Source organism: Bacillus stercoris (assembly GCF_029772985.1).
Taxonomy (GTDB): domain Bacteria; phylum Bacillota; class Bacilli; order Bacillales; family Bacillaceae; genus Bacillus; species Bacillus stercoris.
Window position 1 is genome coordinate 996,344 of the sequence record NZ_CP121861.1, and the last position, 15,427, is coordinate 1,011,770.

The 15,427-nt window shown below is 43.9% G+C and carries 16 protein-coding genes and 1 pseudogene; 11 read left to right on the plus strand and 6 right to left on the minus strand.

What is annotated here, in order from left to right; all coding sequences use genetic code 11:
• Window positions 1–12 precede the first annotated feature (12 nt).
• The 8 genes from QA442_RS05150 to liaR all read left to right on the plus strand — a co-directional run bounded on the left by QA442_RS05150 (window position 13) and on the right by liaR (window position 6,707).
• The gene (locus QA442_RS05150) at window positions 13–600 is read left to right on the plus strand and encodes a cob(I)yrinic acid a,c-diamide adenosyltransferase (RefSeq protein WP_095431872.1); all 588 of its coding nucleotides are present in this window, start codon (window positions 13–15) and stop codon (window positions 598–600) included.
• 168 nt (window positions 601–768) lie between these two features.
• The gene (locus QA442_RS05155; RefSeq protein WP_095431871.1) at window positions 769–2,037 is read left to right on the plus strand and encodes an MFS transporter; all 1,269 of its coding nucleotides are present in this window, start codon (window positions 769–771) and stop codon (window positions 2,035–2,037) included.
• A gap of 161 nt (window positions 2,038–2,198) precedes the next feature.
• Window positions 2,199–2,579 carry a cell envelope stress-induced membrane anchor protein LiaI gene (liaI, locus tag QA442_RS05160; RefSeq protein ID WP_095431870.1) on the plus strand — a complete coding sequence of 127 codons (381 nt, stop codon included), beginning with the start codon at window positions 2,199–2,201 and terminating at the stop codon, window positions 2,577–2,579.
• A gap of 26 nt (window positions 2,580–2,605) precedes the next feature.
• A complete protein-coding gene (gene liaH / locus QA442_RS05165; RefSeq protein WP_095431869.1) occupies window positions 2,606–3,283 on the plus strand; it encodes a stress responsive protein LiaH in 678 nt (225 codons plus the stop codon).
• A 100-nt stretch (window positions 3,284–3,383) separates the two neighbouring features.
• Window positions 3,384–4,256, plus strand: a complete 873-nt coding sequence (gene liaG / locus QA442_RS05170) for a LiaG family protein (protein ID WP_095431868.1) — start codon at window positions 3,384–3,386, stop codon at window positions 4,254–4,256.
• Window positions 4,257–4,289: 33 nt separating this feature from the next.
• Window positions 4,290–5,015: a cell wall-active antibiotics response protein LiaF gene (gene liaF, locus QA442_RS05175; protein WP_095431867.1), complete on the plus strand. Its 726-nt coding sequence runs from the start codon at window positions 4,290–4,292 to the stop codon at window positions 5,013–5,015.
• Window positions 5,012–6,094 carry a two-component system sensor histidine kinase LiaS gene (gene liaS, locus QA442_RS05180; protein WP_095431866.1) on the plus strand — a complete coding sequence of 361 codons (1,083 nt, stop codon included), beginning with the start codon at window positions 5,012–5,014 and terminating at the stop codon, window positions 6,092–6,094. Before liaF ends, liaS begins: the two co-directional genes overlap by 4 nt.
• On the plus strand, window positions 6,072–6,707 hold the full coding sequence (liaR, locus tag QA442_RS05185; RefSeq protein ID WP_040081859.1) for a two-component system response regulator LiaR: 636 nt from the start codon (window positions 6,072–6,074) through the stop codon (window positions 6,705–6,707). The genes liaS and liaR overlap by 23 nt, the downstream gene beginning before the upstream one ends.
• Window positions 6,708–6,714: 7 nt before the next feature.
• Here the strand turns inward: liaR and gerAC are convergent, their stop codons facing one another.
• From gerAC to gerAA, 3 genes are read right to left on the minus strand one after another with little or no spacing between them, the layout of a single operon-like run.
• The gene (gene gerAC / locus QA442_RS05190) at window positions 6,715–7,836 is read right to left on the minus strand and encodes a spore germination receptor protein GerAC (protein ID WP_071580858.1); all 1,122 of its coding nucleotides are present in this window, start codon (window positions 7,834–7,836) and stop codon (window positions 6,715–6,717) included.
• Window positions 7,833–8,930 (minus strand): spore germination receptor protein GerAB, encoded by a 1,098-nt coding sequence (gene gerAB, locus QA442_RS05195; protein WP_071580857.1) that lies wholly within the window; start codon window positions 8,928–8,930, stop codon window positions 7,833–7,835. Before gerAB ends, gerAC begins: the two co-directional genes overlap by 4 nt.
• Window positions 8,899–10,347 carry a spore germination receptor protein GerAA gene (gene gerAA, locus QA442_RS05200; RefSeq protein ID WP_069150287.1) on the minus strand — a complete coding sequence of 483 codons (1,449 nt, stop codon included), beginning with the start codon at window positions 10,345–10,347 and terminating at the stop codon, window positions 8,899–8,901. Before gerAA ends, gerAB begins: the two co-directional genes overlap by 32 nt.
• A 117-nt stretch (window positions 10,348–10,464) precedes the next feature.
• Here gerAA and QA442_RS05205 point away from each other — a divergent pair, with 117 nt between their 5' ends.
• Entirely contained in the window at window positions 10,465–10,650 is a 186-nt protein-coding gene (locus QA442_RS05205; RefSeq protein ID WP_003244599.1) for a YvzF family protein, read from the plus strand.
• A 66-nt stretch (window positions 10,651–10,716) separates the two neighbouring features.
• A pseudogene (gene fumC / locus QA442_RS05210) lies at window positions 10,717–12,106 on the plus strand (class II fumarate hydratase).
• Window positions 12,107–12,145: 39 nt separating this feature from the next.
• Here fumC and QA442_RS05215 read toward each other — a convergent pair.
• Window positions 12,146–13,021: a TetR/AcrR family transcriptional regulator gene (locus QA442_RS05215; RefSeq protein ID WP_095431865.1), complete on the minus strand. Its 876-nt coding sequence runs from the start codon at window positions 13,019–13,021 to the stop codon at window positions 12,146–12,148.
• A gap of 167 nt (window positions 13,022–13,188) precedes the next feature.
• Here QA442_RS05215 and spxO point away from each other — a divergent pair, with 167 nt between their 5' ends.
• Window positions 13,189–13,353 (plus strand): anti-adapter protein SpxO, encoded by a 165-nt coding sequence (gene spxO, locus QA442_RS05220; RefSeq protein ID WP_095431864.1) that lies wholly within the window; start codon window positions 13,189–13,191, stop codon window positions 13,351–13,353.
• 28 nt (window positions 13,354–13,381) lie between these two features.
• Here the strand turns inward: spxO and cssS are convergent, their stop codons facing one another.
• Complete coding sequence (gene cssS / locus QA442_RS05225) at window positions 13,382–14,737, minus strand: two-component system sensor histidine kinase CssS (protein WP_095431863.1); 1,356 nt, start codon at window positions 14,735–14,737, stop codon at window positions 13,382–13,384.
• Window positions 14,734–15,411: a two-component system response regulator CssR gene (gene cssR / locus QA442_RS05230; protein ID WP_095431862.1), complete on the minus strand. Its 678-nt coding sequence runs from the start codon at window positions 15,409–15,411 to the stop codon at window positions 14,734–14,736. The genes cssS and cssR overlap by 4 nt, the downstream gene beginning before the upstream one ends.
• Window positions 15,412–15,427 lie beyond the last annotated feature (16 nt).

Genomic DNA, 15,427 nt, shown 5'->3' on the forward strand with positions numbered 1-15,427 from the left:
GGAGATTCAGGTATGAAACTATATACAAAAACAGGCGATAAGGGACAAACGGGCTTAATCGGGGGCAGAACGGACAAGGATAGTCCCCGCGTCGAAAGCTACGGCACGATTGACGAGCTTAACAGCTTTCTCGGGCTTGCTTTGGCAGAGCTTTCTGGGCAGCCCGGTTTTGAAGATCTAACAGCAGAGCTGCTGACCATCCAGCATGAGCTGTTTGACTGCGGAGGCGATCTGGCAATTGTCACAGAAAGAAAAGACTATAAGCTAACGGAAGAATCTGTTTCCTTTTTAGAAACGCGCATTGATGCCTACACTGCAGAAACGCCGGAACTGAAGAAATTTATTCTTCCAGGCGGATCGAAGGGTGCTTCGCTTCTCCATGTGGCGCGTACCATTACAAGGCGGGCAGAACGAAGAGTGGTGACACTGATGAAATCGGAGGAGATTCATGAAACAGTGCTGCGTTATCTCAATCGACTGTCCGACTATTTCTTTGCCGCTGCACGGGTTGTGAATGCAAGAAGCGGTATTGGCGATGTAGAATATGAAAGAAGCGCTATTGTGTTTCGGGACCGAAACAGCAGTGAATCGGAAAAGTAAAAGTGAGAGCTGGCGTGTTCATATACATGCCGGCTTTTTTGTTTTTCACCCTGTCAATTTCCCATTTTGCGACAAAAAATGAACCTTATGAATTATTGACTGAAAAATGGAAAAATGAGATATTGTAATAAATAGATGTAAAAAATAGGCAGTGGGGGGCTCTGATGGATGGTGAATTTAATTGAAAGTGATAGCATCTGGAAGAGAAATTTCAATTATCTGTTTTTCTCAAGAATAGTCAAGATATCCGGCGATATGTTCGCATTTAATTCAATATTATGGTTTTTAATTTATGATGGCAAAGGTGCGATCGGCACTGCTTTATTGATTGCTGTCACTTTTTTGCCGGAAGCCGTGCTGGCGCCTGTGACAGGGCCATTTATGAAACAGAGCACGCTGAAATTTTGGATGTACTTTTCAGATCTGACAAGGGCAGCAATTGTTTTGATTATCCCTCTATGTCATTTTGCAGGCTTCTCTCCGCTATGGTTTGTCATGACGCTTATGATTGTGCATTCTGGTACTGGAGCTGCCTACAATCCCGCCTCAATCGCTTTAATTCCTCAAATCGTAAATGAACAGGGTATTCAAAAAGCAAACGCTGTGCTGCAATCCTCCGCTCAAATTGTCCGGCTCGGGGCTGTCACATTATGCGGCGCTTTTCTTACATTTATCAGCCCTTCTTATACGATGCTTATCGCACTTGTGCTCTATTTGGTGTCAGGTTTTCTCGTTCTTTTTATTAAGTACACTGCGGTTGAGTCTCAATCAGAGGCTGCTGTTGTGACACAGAGAGGCACGTATATCGGAAGACTGAAACGCGGTTTTAGGCTCGTCAGAAAGCATCAGATTTTATATCCGCTCGCTATTTACTGTATTTTTATGAATTTCGCGGCTGCCCCTTGGGAAGCGCTCTCAGCCGTATACGTTGCGGAAGATTTAAACGGCCAGCCGATCGTTTACTCGCTTTTAAAGGCCACCACCGCCGCAGGCGCATTTTTATTAGGATTTGTGCTGGCGAAAGTCAAAGTAAACAGGTATGGGCTGCTTTTCGTCACTGCCGGCATTATTGAAGGATTTGCTTTCTTTATTACCGGGATGAACACCTTTTTGCCGCTCGTGTTTTTCGCCGCGTTTACCTTTGGCGCCGCAGTCAGTGCTGTTAATGTTCCTGAGTACACGATTATCCAGACCTCTGTGGATAGTGAGGATCAGCCGCAGGTTTACGCCGTTATACATATGATCTCAAATATTTCGATCCCTGCCGGAGCTGTCATTTGCGGATATGCCGCAAATGCTTTCGGCTCAGGAAAAGTGATCGCTGCCGGAGGGATTGTCGAAATTATTGCGGGTATCGGAATTTTGCTGTTTACAAAACTGGCCAAAGCAGAAAGGTCCGACCTGATTAAAGAAAGGGAAGCAAGTGTTCATCTGTAAAGGCTTTTGAAACGCCATGCCTCGTGCATGGCGTTTTTTTGTGCCGATGGGTCCGGTGCGAGATACGACTCGGGTCTTATATGAAAATCAATCTCTGATTCGTTTTGCATAAATGCCAACTTGTATAAGATGAAGACAAGGAAAACGAAAGGAGGATCTGCATGAAGATAAACAAAAAAACAGTAGGCGGATTCTTATTAATTGTATTTGGGATCTCCGTCTTTTTTGGAGGAGGAAGCTTCGGCTTTATCATCCCGCTCGCCATCGGGAGCTTAATGACATACGCAGGAGTCAAAAGGTTTGCCGCAGGAAAAACCATCACGGGAATCATCGTGGGCGGTATCGGAGCCATTATGCTCATCTGCTCACTTCCGTTTATCGTCGGAATCGCATTGGCAGCCGCTATGGTGTATTACGGCTGGAAGCTGATGAAAAACGGATCAGCTGACAACGGTGTATCATCTTTTGAGCCTGAACCGGCTTCAGCTGCCTACCAATCTCACTTTGATGACGAATGGGAAGAATTTTTGAAGAAAAAATAATATCAATATATTAGGAGGAATCAGGTATGGTATTAAAAAGAATCAGAGACATGTTTGTGGCGTCAGTTCATGAAGGGCTTGATAAAATGGAGAATCCAAAGGTAATGCTGAATCAATATGTACGCGATATGGAAAGTGACATTGCAAAAGCAAAGCAAACAATTGTGAAACAGCACACGATTGCCTATCAATTTAAGAAAAAATATGAAGAAGCCGCTGAAGTGGCTGGCAAACGGAAAAAACAGGCACAGCTCGCCTTTGACGCAGGTGAAGAAGAACTGGCGAAAAAAGCGCTGACTGAAATGAAGTATTTAGAAGGGAAGGCGGCAGAGCATAAAGTTTTCTATGAACAGGCTAACAGTCAGCTGGCTGACCTGAAAGAACAGCTGGCGGCACTTGAAACAAAGCTTCAAGACGTAAAGGATAAAAAACAGGCGCTGATTGCGCGGGCAAATGCGGCGAAAGCTAAAGAGCATATGAATACGACATTTGACAAAATTGACAGCGAAAGTGCGTATCGTGAATTTTTACGTATTGAAAATCGTATTGAAGAAATGGAAATCCGCGCGAATTATTCAAAGTCAGCGGAAGCCAGCACCGAACTCACACGCAAAGAATTCGCAGATGATGTGGAAGCGGAGATTGAAAAAATGCGGGCGCTCTCACTGCAAAAATCAGACAAGACACAAGCGGCAAATGAATAAGCGGAACGGGGAAGGATTTGCGGTCAAGTCCTTCCCTTCCGCACGTATCAATTCGCAAGCTTTTCCTTTATAATAGAATGAATGAGAAGGATGAAACCGAATGAAAAAAATGCTTGGCAAACTGTTGATCACTGCCGGTATTCTTGTCTTTTTCGCCGTCGTCGTAAAAGACGTGTTTGCCGCAGGCTTGGGTTTCATAAATGGCACAGAAACCGATTCAGCCAGCGCGTTGCCGCGGGACATTGACAGCATGGTCATAGAGTCCGATAGCAAGGATGTCCGGATTATAGCGGAAGAACGAAATGACATATCAGCAGGCATTGCAGGAGACTCGGGAAAGTTATTTGTTACTGAAAACAAAAGAAAACTGGAGCTGACCGTAAAGGAAAAAGAATTTCAATTTTTGAATGGGTTTAACCGTTCGACTCTTATCGTCCGGCTTCCGTATGATTACAAAGGTGATCTGACAGTGCGAACCTCAAGCGGGGACGTGTCTGTGGCCGGGAATGACCATCTTGCGCTTTCCAGGCTGAACGCAGTATCTGCGAGCGGAAATACGAGAGTGACGGACGTCCGTCTTCAAGACCTGAAAGTAAAGGGGTCATCCGGAGATGTCACCATTTCAAATACCGATTACAAAACAGCCGGCATTGACTTAGCTTCAGGAGACGCAAATCTGGCTGATATATCAGGCTCTCTCGATGTAAAAATGACTTCGGGAGATTTTAATGCTGTATTGAAAAAGGTAACCGGGCCCGTATCTGTCACGCTGACAAGCGGTGATGCCAATCTAAGCCTTCCCAAAAACGGCAGCTTTACAGTCAAAGCGAAATCAGCGAGCGGTGACGTCAGTTCGCCGTATTCATTTGCTGATACAGCACATAAAGAACAGCATCACATCACAGGCTCGCAAGGAAGCGGCCAGCATCCAATCGATATCAAAACGGATAGCGGGGATGTAACGATTCGGTAGCACTAGGCAAAAGAAAGGAGGCGGACACCAGGAATGACAAAAAAACAGCTTCTTGGATTTATCATTGCTTTATTCGGCATCAGTATGTTTTTGCAAATTATCGGAATAGGCGATCTGCTGTTTTGGCCGCTCTTTTTTCTGATTGCCGGCTATTTCCTTAAAAAATATTCCCGTGATTGGCTTGGCTCCGTCATGTATATCTTTGCCGCGTTTCTTTTTTTGAGAAACCTCTTCAGCATCACCTTTAATTTATTCGGCTATGCGTTTGCCGCATTTCTGATTTACGCCGGCTACAGGCTTGTCAAAGGGAAGCCGATATTCGAACCGAATGAGAAACGGGTCAACCTTAATAAAAAAGAACATCATGATCCGCCGAAAGATGTAAAACATCCCGACATGCGCAGCTTTTTTATCGGTGAGCTGCAAATGATGAAGCAGCCGTTTGACCTGAATGATTTAAATGTCTCTGGTTTTATCGGTGATATCAAAATCGATTTATCTAAAGCGATGATTCCCGAGGGAGAGAGTGCAATCGTCATTAGCGGAGTCATTGGAAACGTTGATATTTATGTACCATCGGACCTTGAAGTGGCTGTCAGCTCGGCTGTTTTTATAGGTGACATCAATCTGATCGGCTCGAAGAAAAGCGGATTAAGCACGAAGGTATATGCCGCGTCAACTGATTTCAGCGAGTCAAAGCGCCGGGTCAAAGTGTCCGTTTCCTTGTTTATCGGTGATGTGGATGTGAAGTACGTATGAGAAAAAAACTGCTTGCCAGTCTTCAATGGCGCGCCATCCGCATGACAACGGGAATCAGCCTCCTGCTTTTTGCCTGCTTGATTACCTTTATGATGTTTTACTACCGGCTCGATCCGCGTGTTTTGCTGTCATCAAGCTGGTTCGGAATTCCGTTTATCCTAATTTTGCTGCTGATCAGCGTGACGGTCGGTTTCGCCTCAGGGTATATGTACGGCAACCGATTGAAGACAAGGGTTGATACATTAATTGAATCGATTTTAACCTTTGAAAACGGCAATTTCGCTTATCGGATACCGCCGCTCGGAGATGATGAAATCGGCCTGGCTGCCGATCAGCTGAACGAAATGGCGAAGCGCGTGGAGCTTCAAGTCGCATCCTTGCAGAAGCTTTCCAATGAACGTGCGGAATGGCAGGCGCAAATGAAGAAATCGGTCATATCGGAAGAACGCCAGCGATTGGCCAGAGACCTTCATGACGCTGTCAGCCAGCAGCTCTTTGCCATATCGATGATGACATCAGCAGTGCTGGAACAAGTCAAGGATGCTGATGATAAAACAGTCAAGCGGATCAAGATGGTCGAGCATATGGCAGGCGAAGCCCAAAATGAGATGAGGGCGCTGCTGCTCCATTTACGGCCTGTCACCCTTGAAGGAAAAGGGCTGAAGGAGGGCCTTACGGAGCTTTTGGACGAGTTCCGAAAAAAGCAGCCGCTTGATATTGAGTGGGATATACAGGACACAAAAATATCCAAGGGTGTTGAAGACCACTTGTTCAGAATCGTGCAGGAGGCCCTTTCAAACGTATTTAGACATTCAAAAGCGTCAAAAGTAACCGTGATTCTCGGTATAAAGAACAGTCAGCTCCGTCTGAAGGTGATTGATAATGGAAAAGGCTTTAAAATGGACCAGGTGAAAGCATCCTCATACGGCTTGAATTCTATGAAAGAACGTGCGAGTGAAATCGGCGGGGTCGCCGAAGTGATTTCAGTAGAAGGAAAAGGCACACAAATCGAAGTGAAGGTCCCGATTTTCCCGGAAGAAAAAGGAGAGAACGAACGTGATTCGAGTATTATTGATTGATGATCATGAAATGGTCAGAATGGGGCTCGCGGCTTTTTTGGAGGCGCAGCCAGATATTGAAGTCATCGGCGAAGCATCGGACGGCGGTGAAGGTGTTCGGCTTGCTGCGGAACTATTGCCCGATGTCATTTTAATGGATCTAGTCATGGAGGGCATGGATGGCATCGAAGCTACAAAGCAAATTTGCCGGGAGCTTTCCGACCCGAAAATAATTGTTCTCACAAGCTTCATTGATGATGACAAAGTGTACCCGGTTATTGAAGCTGGCGCGCTCAGCTATCTGTTGAAAACCTCAAAAGCGGCAGAAATCGCCGATGCCATTCGCGCCGCTAGCAAAGGAGAGCCAATGCTGGAATCAAAAGTGGCGGGAAAAGTATTGTCCAGGCTGCGCCACTCAGGTGAAAACGCGCTCCCGCATGAATCACTTACGAAACGGGAGCTCGAAATACTCTGCCTGATCGCAGAAGGAAAAACCAACAAAGAAATAGGCGAGGAACTGTTTATTACGATTAAAACAGTCAAAACACATATTACGAATATTTTATCAAAGCTGGATGTCAGTGACCGGACGCAGGCGGCGGTGTACGCGCATCGAAATCATCTCGTAAAATAGGCGGCTCCTATTTGTTTGCGCCTTTCGTTCCGAAGTCTCTGACAATCACATTGACCCGGTAGTCTATTTCCGCATTGCTGAAATAATCATCATCCCATTTTCTTGCGATCTTTTTCCACTTTTGAGGATAATGAATTCTGACTTGGTTTCCCAATCCGGTCACATCCGCTTTGATCTCTTTCTGCAGCTTCTCTGTAATAAATGTCGTTACTGTTTTGTGTACCTGTTTTTCGACTGTCTTTTCAATGCTTTTAATATATGAATCCTTAAACGAATCTTCACTGGGATTCCAGTCCTCAGATAGACGCCCTTCAATCGTGCGGGTGACGGTGAATTTGAACTTTCCGTCCTTGTAGTCCGTCTTGATTTTCCGATTGCTCGAATATACTTCATAAGAAAAGAGATGGCCATCGCGCTTCAAGTCAATGACGCCTCCTTCGACAGTGCCTGAAAATAAGTTGACATTTTGAATCTCAATCGGGGTGAGATCCCGATGCCATAATTTGTTTTTGATGATAGAGGCTCCGTTTATCGCGAGCTTCCCGTTTTCTTCACCGACATGAGGGATAAGGAATGAATCGTCAGAGGTTAAGTGTTCTGAGATCTCCCCCAATGTAACAGGCTCCATCATTCTGATCGTCACCTTATTATTTTCTGTCAGATCATATATCACGTTGGATGCGGGTTCGCCTTCATCATTCATTTTAAATATATCCTTAGTTCGGCCGTTGGTGATAAAGACGTAGGAACTCCTCCTTGTTCCGTTGTCTCTGACAAACTGGTTAATGATCGCGTCCATTCCAATCTCATCCGCAATCACGCTCTTGGAAAGCAGAATAAGTCGCAAATGCTGTGAAAACGTAGGATTATGCTTTAATGCAGAGGTTCTCATCATTTGATGGACAGTTTCACCCTTTGTGATAGACAGCTGTGTCGGGTCAGATGAAGAGCCCTCCTTGGCGCTGATTTTTTTCGGCACGAGAATCTGCTGTGTCAGCTCTAAATTTTTATCGCCGGGCTTGTCTAAGCCTACTCCGATCACTAAGCTTAATTCCTCGATATTCTCGCTATCCCAGCATCCGGAAAGCAAAAGGGTGCATATAAACATACATAAAATCCGGATTTTCATTTTGCTTTAATCCTCCTCTTGAGAGCTACAATGAAAAAGAGAATGAAGGGAAGCAGAAACAGGGAGACAAAAATATAGCCAAGATAATCGCTGTACATCATGACTTGATTGGCGTCATCCGGCCAGAGAGAAAAATAAAAGACCGTTATGCCGATAATCACCATGCTTGTTTTCGTCGATAATCCGAATGTCTTCTTTAGCCCGTTAGCGGCAAAGTATCCGTAAATGACAAAAGTGGTGAAAAACTGGATAATCCAGACCACCAGTAAAAATGATTCAAACCGTTCAATGAATATGCCTTTAAGCTCAAAGGACTGAAAGAGAGAAATAGTCGGCCAAATCAGCGTTTTCACCTCGGGAGCGGTCAAAGCTCCGACAACGATAATATAAGTAATGATATATAAGATAATCGGAATCAAAAATCCTAGTGATGCATATCTGAACGTGTATTTCTTTTTCTTCATATGTTCAGGAAGAAACAGCATCACTTCCATTCCTAAAAAAGAGATGGAAACGACGGTAAGGGAGTTTGCAACAGGGCCAAGGCCTTGGCCTAAAACAGGACGCAAATTATTAATATCAAAAATTTTAAAACTGATCCCGAACACAACCAGCAAAATAATAATGGTTACCGTTAAATAAAAGGGAAACAGCCGCGACACATCACTTAAGCCCCCAATAATTAAATAAATACCGCAGCAAATAAACGTTAAAATAATGACTTGAATTGGCGTTCTCTCCAACAGGAAAAACTTCACCATTTCAGCCATTGCCCGAGTCTCGAAGCTGGCTACGCCGAGGAAATAGCAGCAGATCAAAAGGCCGATGATGCTGCCGATCCATTTCCCAAGCCCTTCCTGCAAATATTCAAAGAGTGAAGGGTATTGATGTTTTTTCTGAATGAGCGTGTTTACATAAATGAAGAAAATAAAAATGAAACCTTCTAATATCAGCGTGATCCAGCCGTCAGGCGTATTAGCCTTAGTGGTCAGCGCTCGCGGCAATGTTAAAAGTCCGGCCCCAAGCATTGTATTTGCAACAATAGAAATACCTTGAAAGGTATTAAGTTTTAGTGGAGTCTGTTTTTGGCTCATTTGGATTATTCGCCTCTTTTGGTTTGTTTTTAATTGGGAGACGGATAATGGAGTCATCCGTATTTTTCAGGCTGAAGAATCCGTTTGGCGAAAAATACGGAGACCCAAAGCTCGTTTGTCTCGTTAAGTGCGTATAAACGACAAGCATAAATAAAATAATGCCGTACAGCCCTAAAATAGCGGCGGAAAACATCGAAATAAAACGCAGCACCCGGAAAGAAAGCCCCATCCCGTACTGAGGAACGGTAAAGGATGCTAGGGCAATGACACTGACGACAATGACCATAATCGAACTGACGAGATTCGCTTCTACAGCCGCCTGTCCGATAACTACGCCCCCGACGAGGCCGATCGTCTGTCCGAGCGGATTGGGGAGTCGCAGTCCGGCTTCCCTTAGCAGCTCGATGGTTACTTCCATCAGCAAGGCTTCAAATATCGGAGGGAACGGCACATTTTCCCTGTTTGCCGAAATTGTAACGGCGAGTGCGGTTGGCAGCAGCCCCTGATGGAAGGAAACAAGTGCAATATAAATCGATGACAAAAACAAGGTGATAAAGATAGAAGCAAAGCGCAGCGACCGGATAAGAGATGCTGAAATCCAGCGTTCATAGTAGTCATCCGGGGACTGCATCAGGATGCCGAGAGAAACCGGCACCAGCAGCACAAATGGTGAACTGTCGACCAAAATTGCCACACGGCCGTTAAACAGGGCTGAAGATACCTTGTCAGGTCTCTCCGTATTTTGAATCTGCGGAAATGGTGAATATTTATTATCTTCAATGAGTTCCTCAAGCGTTCCGCTGTCCTGGATATCCTCCAGCTGGATATTTTTAAGCCGTGCTTTCACTTCTTTTATGACGGACTTTTTTGCTTTGCCCTCAATGTACATAATGGCTGCAGGCTTCAGCTTGTTTTCGCCAATCATGATTTTTTTGGTGATTAATTTCGGATGAGAGGTTCTTTGTCTGATCAGAGCGAGATTTGTATCGATATCCTCTACAAACGCAACTTTTGGGCCGCGAACCACTTTTTCAGTTGTCGGCTCTGTCAGGCTTCTTGTTTTTTTCTTTCCTGTGCTCAGAATATATGCTTTGTCCAATCCGTTGATAAACACAGCACAATTGCCGTTGAGAATCGATTCAATCGTTTTTTTTGCGGTTTCAATAGGTCTTGCGTCAAGCTGGTCAAGGCGTTTTTTGACCTGGTCAAGCGTTAAGGTCTCTTCATCTTTGATCAAAGTTTTAATGGCTTCTGACACCTTATTCTCATCAGTCAGTTCACTGAAATAGAGATAGTAAAAAACCAATCCGTTCGCAAGCATTTTTTTATTTTTCACAAGATCATCGTTTTCTTTTAATTTTGGAAGCAACAATGCTAAATTATCGTGTATATATTCTTTAAACTCTGTTTGTTCCAATGAGGTCACCTCTTATCCAAAACCTTAGTAGAGGTTATCTTTTCCTGTTAAAAAAATGATATACTGTGTTAGAGTATTTCATGGAGTAAGTTTTTTTATGAAAGCGGAGGAGACGAAGTGGCACAGGTAAGGCTTGCTGGTAAACAAGAAGAAATCGAACAGCTCATCAGATCATTTGAACAGCATTATGATGTCTCTTATACATCAAAGGAGTACGGCAGGACGAATCCAAAATACAAATATTCAAAGGATTCCCGCGTATATCTTGAATTAAAATTAAAATCTGCCAAGATCGAAAAATAAAAAGGATTTTTGGTGTCATTGGCGAATTATGATCTATTGAAGCAACCGTTATGGAGGGATACATAAATGGAATACAGAATTGAACGAGACACCATGGGAGAAGTAAAAGTTCCTGCTGATAAATTTTGGGGCGCCCAAACACAGCGAAGCAAGGAGAACTTTAAGATCGGTTCTGAAAAAATGCCGATGCGTGTTGTGAAGGCGTTTGCAATATTAAAACGAAGCACGGCTCTTGCTAATAAACGCCTTGGCAATCTGGATGCTGAAAAAGCAGAAGCGATTGCAGCAGTTTGTGATGATGTGCTCAAAGGCAAGTACGATGACAACTTCCCGCTTGTTGTATGGCAGACCGGAAGCGGCACACAAAGCAATATGAACATGAACGAAGTGGTAGCCAACCGTGCGACTGCTTTATTAAAAGAGAAGAACTCTGATCTAACGATTCATCCAAATGATGACGTGAACCGCAGCCAAAGTTCAAACGACACATTCCCGACTGCGATGCATGTTGCCGCTGTTTTGGCTGTTTATGAGCAGCTTGTCTTCGGCGCTTGATCAGCTTCGCAATACATTGGATGAGAAAGCGAAAGCATACAATGATATTGTCAAAATCGGACGCACGCATCTTCAGGATGCTACGCCACTGACCCTCGGACAGGAAATCAGCGGATGGGTTTACATGCTGGACCGTTCGAAGGAAATGATTTTGGAAGCGACTGATAAAATGCGTGCGCTTGCAATCGGTGGAACGGCTGTCGGAACGGGTATCAACGCCCACCCAGAGTTTGGAGAGCTTGTCTCAGAAGAGATCACCAAACTGACTGGCCAAACGTTCAGCAGCTCGCCGAATAAATTCCACGCGCTGACAAGCCATGACGAAATCACTTATGCGCATGGCGCATTAAAAGCGCTTGCGGCTGACTTAATGAAAATCGCGAACGATGTCAGATGGCTGGCAAGCGGGCCTCGCTGCGGCATCGGAGAGATCGTCATTCCTGAAAATGAGCCGGGCAGCTCTATTATGCCTGGTAAAGTCAACCCGACACAAAGCGAAGCGTTAACAATGATCGCAGCGCAAATCATGGGGAATGATGCGACAATCGGCTTTGCGGCAAGTCAGGGGAACTTTGAACTGAACGTGTTTAAGCCTGTTATTATTTACAACTTCCTGCAATCTGTGCAGCTGCTCAGTGACGGCATGAATTCATTCCATGATAAATGTGCTGTCGGTATTGAGCCTAATAAAGAAACCATTCAGGAAAACCTGTCAAATTCATTAATGCTTGTTACGGCGCTGAACCCGCATATCGGTTATGAAAACGCGGCGAAAATCGCCAAGCTTGCCCATAAAGAGGGATTGACACTCAAAGAAGCGGCTTTGAAGCTTGAATTGCTGACAGAGGAGCAATTTAACGAAATGGTTAAGCCGGAAGACATGGTAAAACCAAAGGCGTAATAGAAAGAAAAAACGGCTGCTTTTTAAGCAGCCGTTCTTCTAAATATGTTGCTGTTTTAATAAATATTTAAGCTGCTCCGCATCTTTGGCGAGCGCTTCAGACTCCGTCAGATTATGAATCATCCCTTTTATAATTGCCAGCTTCGGTGTTTTTTTCTTCATTTCTGCTTCAAGTATATCCAAGCTCTCCGATAATTCAAGAGAGGAGTTTGTGTGTAAGCTGTTAATTTTGTCACGTAGGATTTTCACAATCGATTCAGTCAGCGGGTCAGGCCGGCCGTGCGTAAGAGGCCCAAATAAAGAGCTCGCCTCTTCCAATGTGATGAAAGGCTTTTCGTTTCGTTCAGACATGCCTTTTACCATATCATCAATTCTATTCATAATGATATCAGCTAATTGATCTGGCTTCACAGTGTATCCGAGCAAAATCATGCATTCCAGGTAAATCTGGCTGATGCCCTCTATTAAAAAACAAAGCTCTGCAGTGTACGGTTCCGCTTTTTTTCCGTAGATGTTCAGCAGACTGTCGATATGAAATTGAAGTGAGGACTGGCGGATTTTTTTGGCGCACTGCTCCACTTCCTCTGTGTAAGGCAGAGAACCTTCCTTCATTTGCATGCTGATAAAATCCTTGTGTTCAAGGATGTTTTCATAGAGTACGGTCAGCTGTTTGCGGTAAGCCGTTCTGGGGCTTTCGTCCTTCGTTTTAATATTTAAAATTCGGGTAAACGTTTTATCATAATAGTAGTTCAGCATAGACAGAAGAAGCGCTTCTTTCGAAGGAAAATAAATATAAAAAGCGCCTTTAGATATTTTGCATTCTTTTGCGATTTCTTGAACTGATGTTGAGTTGTATCCTTTTTGTGCAAACAGTTTTAAGGCTGTTTCAATAATCAGCTTTTCTTTTTCCTTCAATGGTTCCACCCTTTCGGAGCCCTGAGGCCTGCTAGGATATGACCATATAGTCACACCTTCTGTTATAAAATTAACCTTATTGTAACTTGTTTTTTTATCATGTATTATTTATATTATAAATTGAGATGACCGAATGGTCAAAGCTCAAGCGAAAGGGTGAATCTAGAATGAGAGAATTGGACGAAATGATCAGCCGCTTGCGAAACAGAGGTATCAAAGTGGAGAAAGTCAAATATCCGAAGCAGACCTTGTCAGAGAAAAAATGGGTTCATCAATGCAAACAGCCGCTCAAAACAAATTACAGAGATTTTAGCGGCTATTCTTTCACATAAAAAAATAGACTGCAAAAACATCTACAGTCTATTTTGGCACTGATATGCGGTATGTTACACCCGTTTTGTCATTTTCAATTGAGATAGACGCCTTATGAAGAGTTAAAATTCGTTTTACGATGCTTAGACCAATGCCGAATTCGCCTTTCTTCCCTTTATTAAAAGGCTCATAGAGGCTGGAGAGCATCTCATCTTCAATATGCGGACCGTCATTTTTAATGGTGATCACGATATTTCGATCATCTTGTTTCATGCTGATTTCTATTTTTGTCTCAGCATAGCGGATTTGATTTTCCAGAATGTTTTCGAGGAGTTTGTTCCATTGCTCCGGATCACCCGGCATCAAAATATCCTCTTCTACATCAATTTCCCACGATAGTTCTTTCCGCGCCCACTTCAATCGTTCGATGACTTCTTCTGTCACTTCCACGATACTGAATATGTCGTGCTGCACTTTTTGCTTCGCTAAATAATCCAGCTTTGTTAAATATAATAAATCCTTTATTTTTTTCTCCAGCTTAAGCGCTTCGCATTCTATGACATCTACAGTGTTTTCAAGATCTCCTTTAGGGAAAATCCCGTCTTTAATTGATTGTGTATAGCCTCTGATGACCATGACCGGTGTTTTTAAATCATGAGAGATATTTTGCAATAGAGTTCTTTCTGTTTCATCCTTTTGCACAAGCTTTTGGCGCATCTCTTCGATGGTATGGCCCAATTTGCCGATTTCATCTTTCCGATCTACTTTTACTGGGTCATCCCAATCCTGTTCTGAAATCCGTTTGACGTGTTTTTCAAATGATACGAGTGGCCTTGATAAATACTTTGCAAGCCAAATGGCTGGAATCCAGCTTAATAAAATGACGACAGCTATAATAAACAGAAGCTGTTTGAACAAGGTGTAGGCCAAATCGTCCCGATAAGAATCAAGCGCGTAAGAGAGCATCATCGCTGATTGGCCATTAACGGAAAGTCCCTTTTTAATGACAAAAAACACTTTCTCTCCATTGACGTCGGCGCTGTACCGTTTCTTTTTTTCCTCCTGCTTATCAGCCAGCTTGTATACTTTGTGGATAAACGAAGACGACAGAATGCTTAAATCCTTGTCTGAAGAAGCATCTTCATTTTCAGGCAGGAGCACGTGCTGTACGGAGCGGACTGTTGTCGGCGCCGTCGCTTCCTCACTGTAATAGCGCCTTTCAATTGAACCCGGCAGGCGGTACTCCGTCAGAACATGCTGCTCATTTTCAATCGTCGTATACGTTTCATTGGTGAAGAAATCGCGCAGCGTGTTTGAAAATAACACGAGCAGTAAAATCGATATCGCTAACAGGATGCCGGAGATAACAACCCATATCTGAAACGCGAGCGGTTTGTTTTTCATGATGACATCATCCTGTAGCCGAAACCGTAAATCGTCTCCACCTTCAATTCTGGCATCTTTCTGCGCAGTCTCCGAACGAGGTCATCAACGACCCGGTCTGTTCCGAAGTAGTCATGTCCCCATACTTTTAAGAGGATATCCTCACGAGAGTATGGATGCCCTTTATGATGGATAAATAATAGCAGGAGATCAAATTCCTTCGACGTCAAATTGATGATATTTCCGTTTTCATCATAGACCTCGCGCGCGTCTTCAGCGACCCGATATGAGGAGACGGCAATTTCATTTTTTTGTGCAGGAGGAGCTTCCTTATATACAAGCTGCAGCAATTTTTGCACACGGATAATCAGCTCCCGCGGCAGAAACGGTTTTGAAATGTAGTCATTGCTGCCAAGCTCTAAGCCAAGCACTCTGTCAATATCTGCATCACGGGCGGAAATAAAAATGACCGGCACGTCAGGATCTTTCGCCTTGATTTCTTTAATTAATGTATAGCCGTCGGTATCCGGCAGCATGATATCGAGAATCCACAGGTGGGGAGACGGTGTCATTTTCTTTCTGGCGTCTTCACCTTTCGTAAAAGATGTAATGTTCCAGCCCTCATTCTCTAAATACTTCGTCAGCAGTTCATTCAGGTTATCCTCATCTTCAACTAGATAAATGGTGTATGACAAGGCTCTTCACATCCTT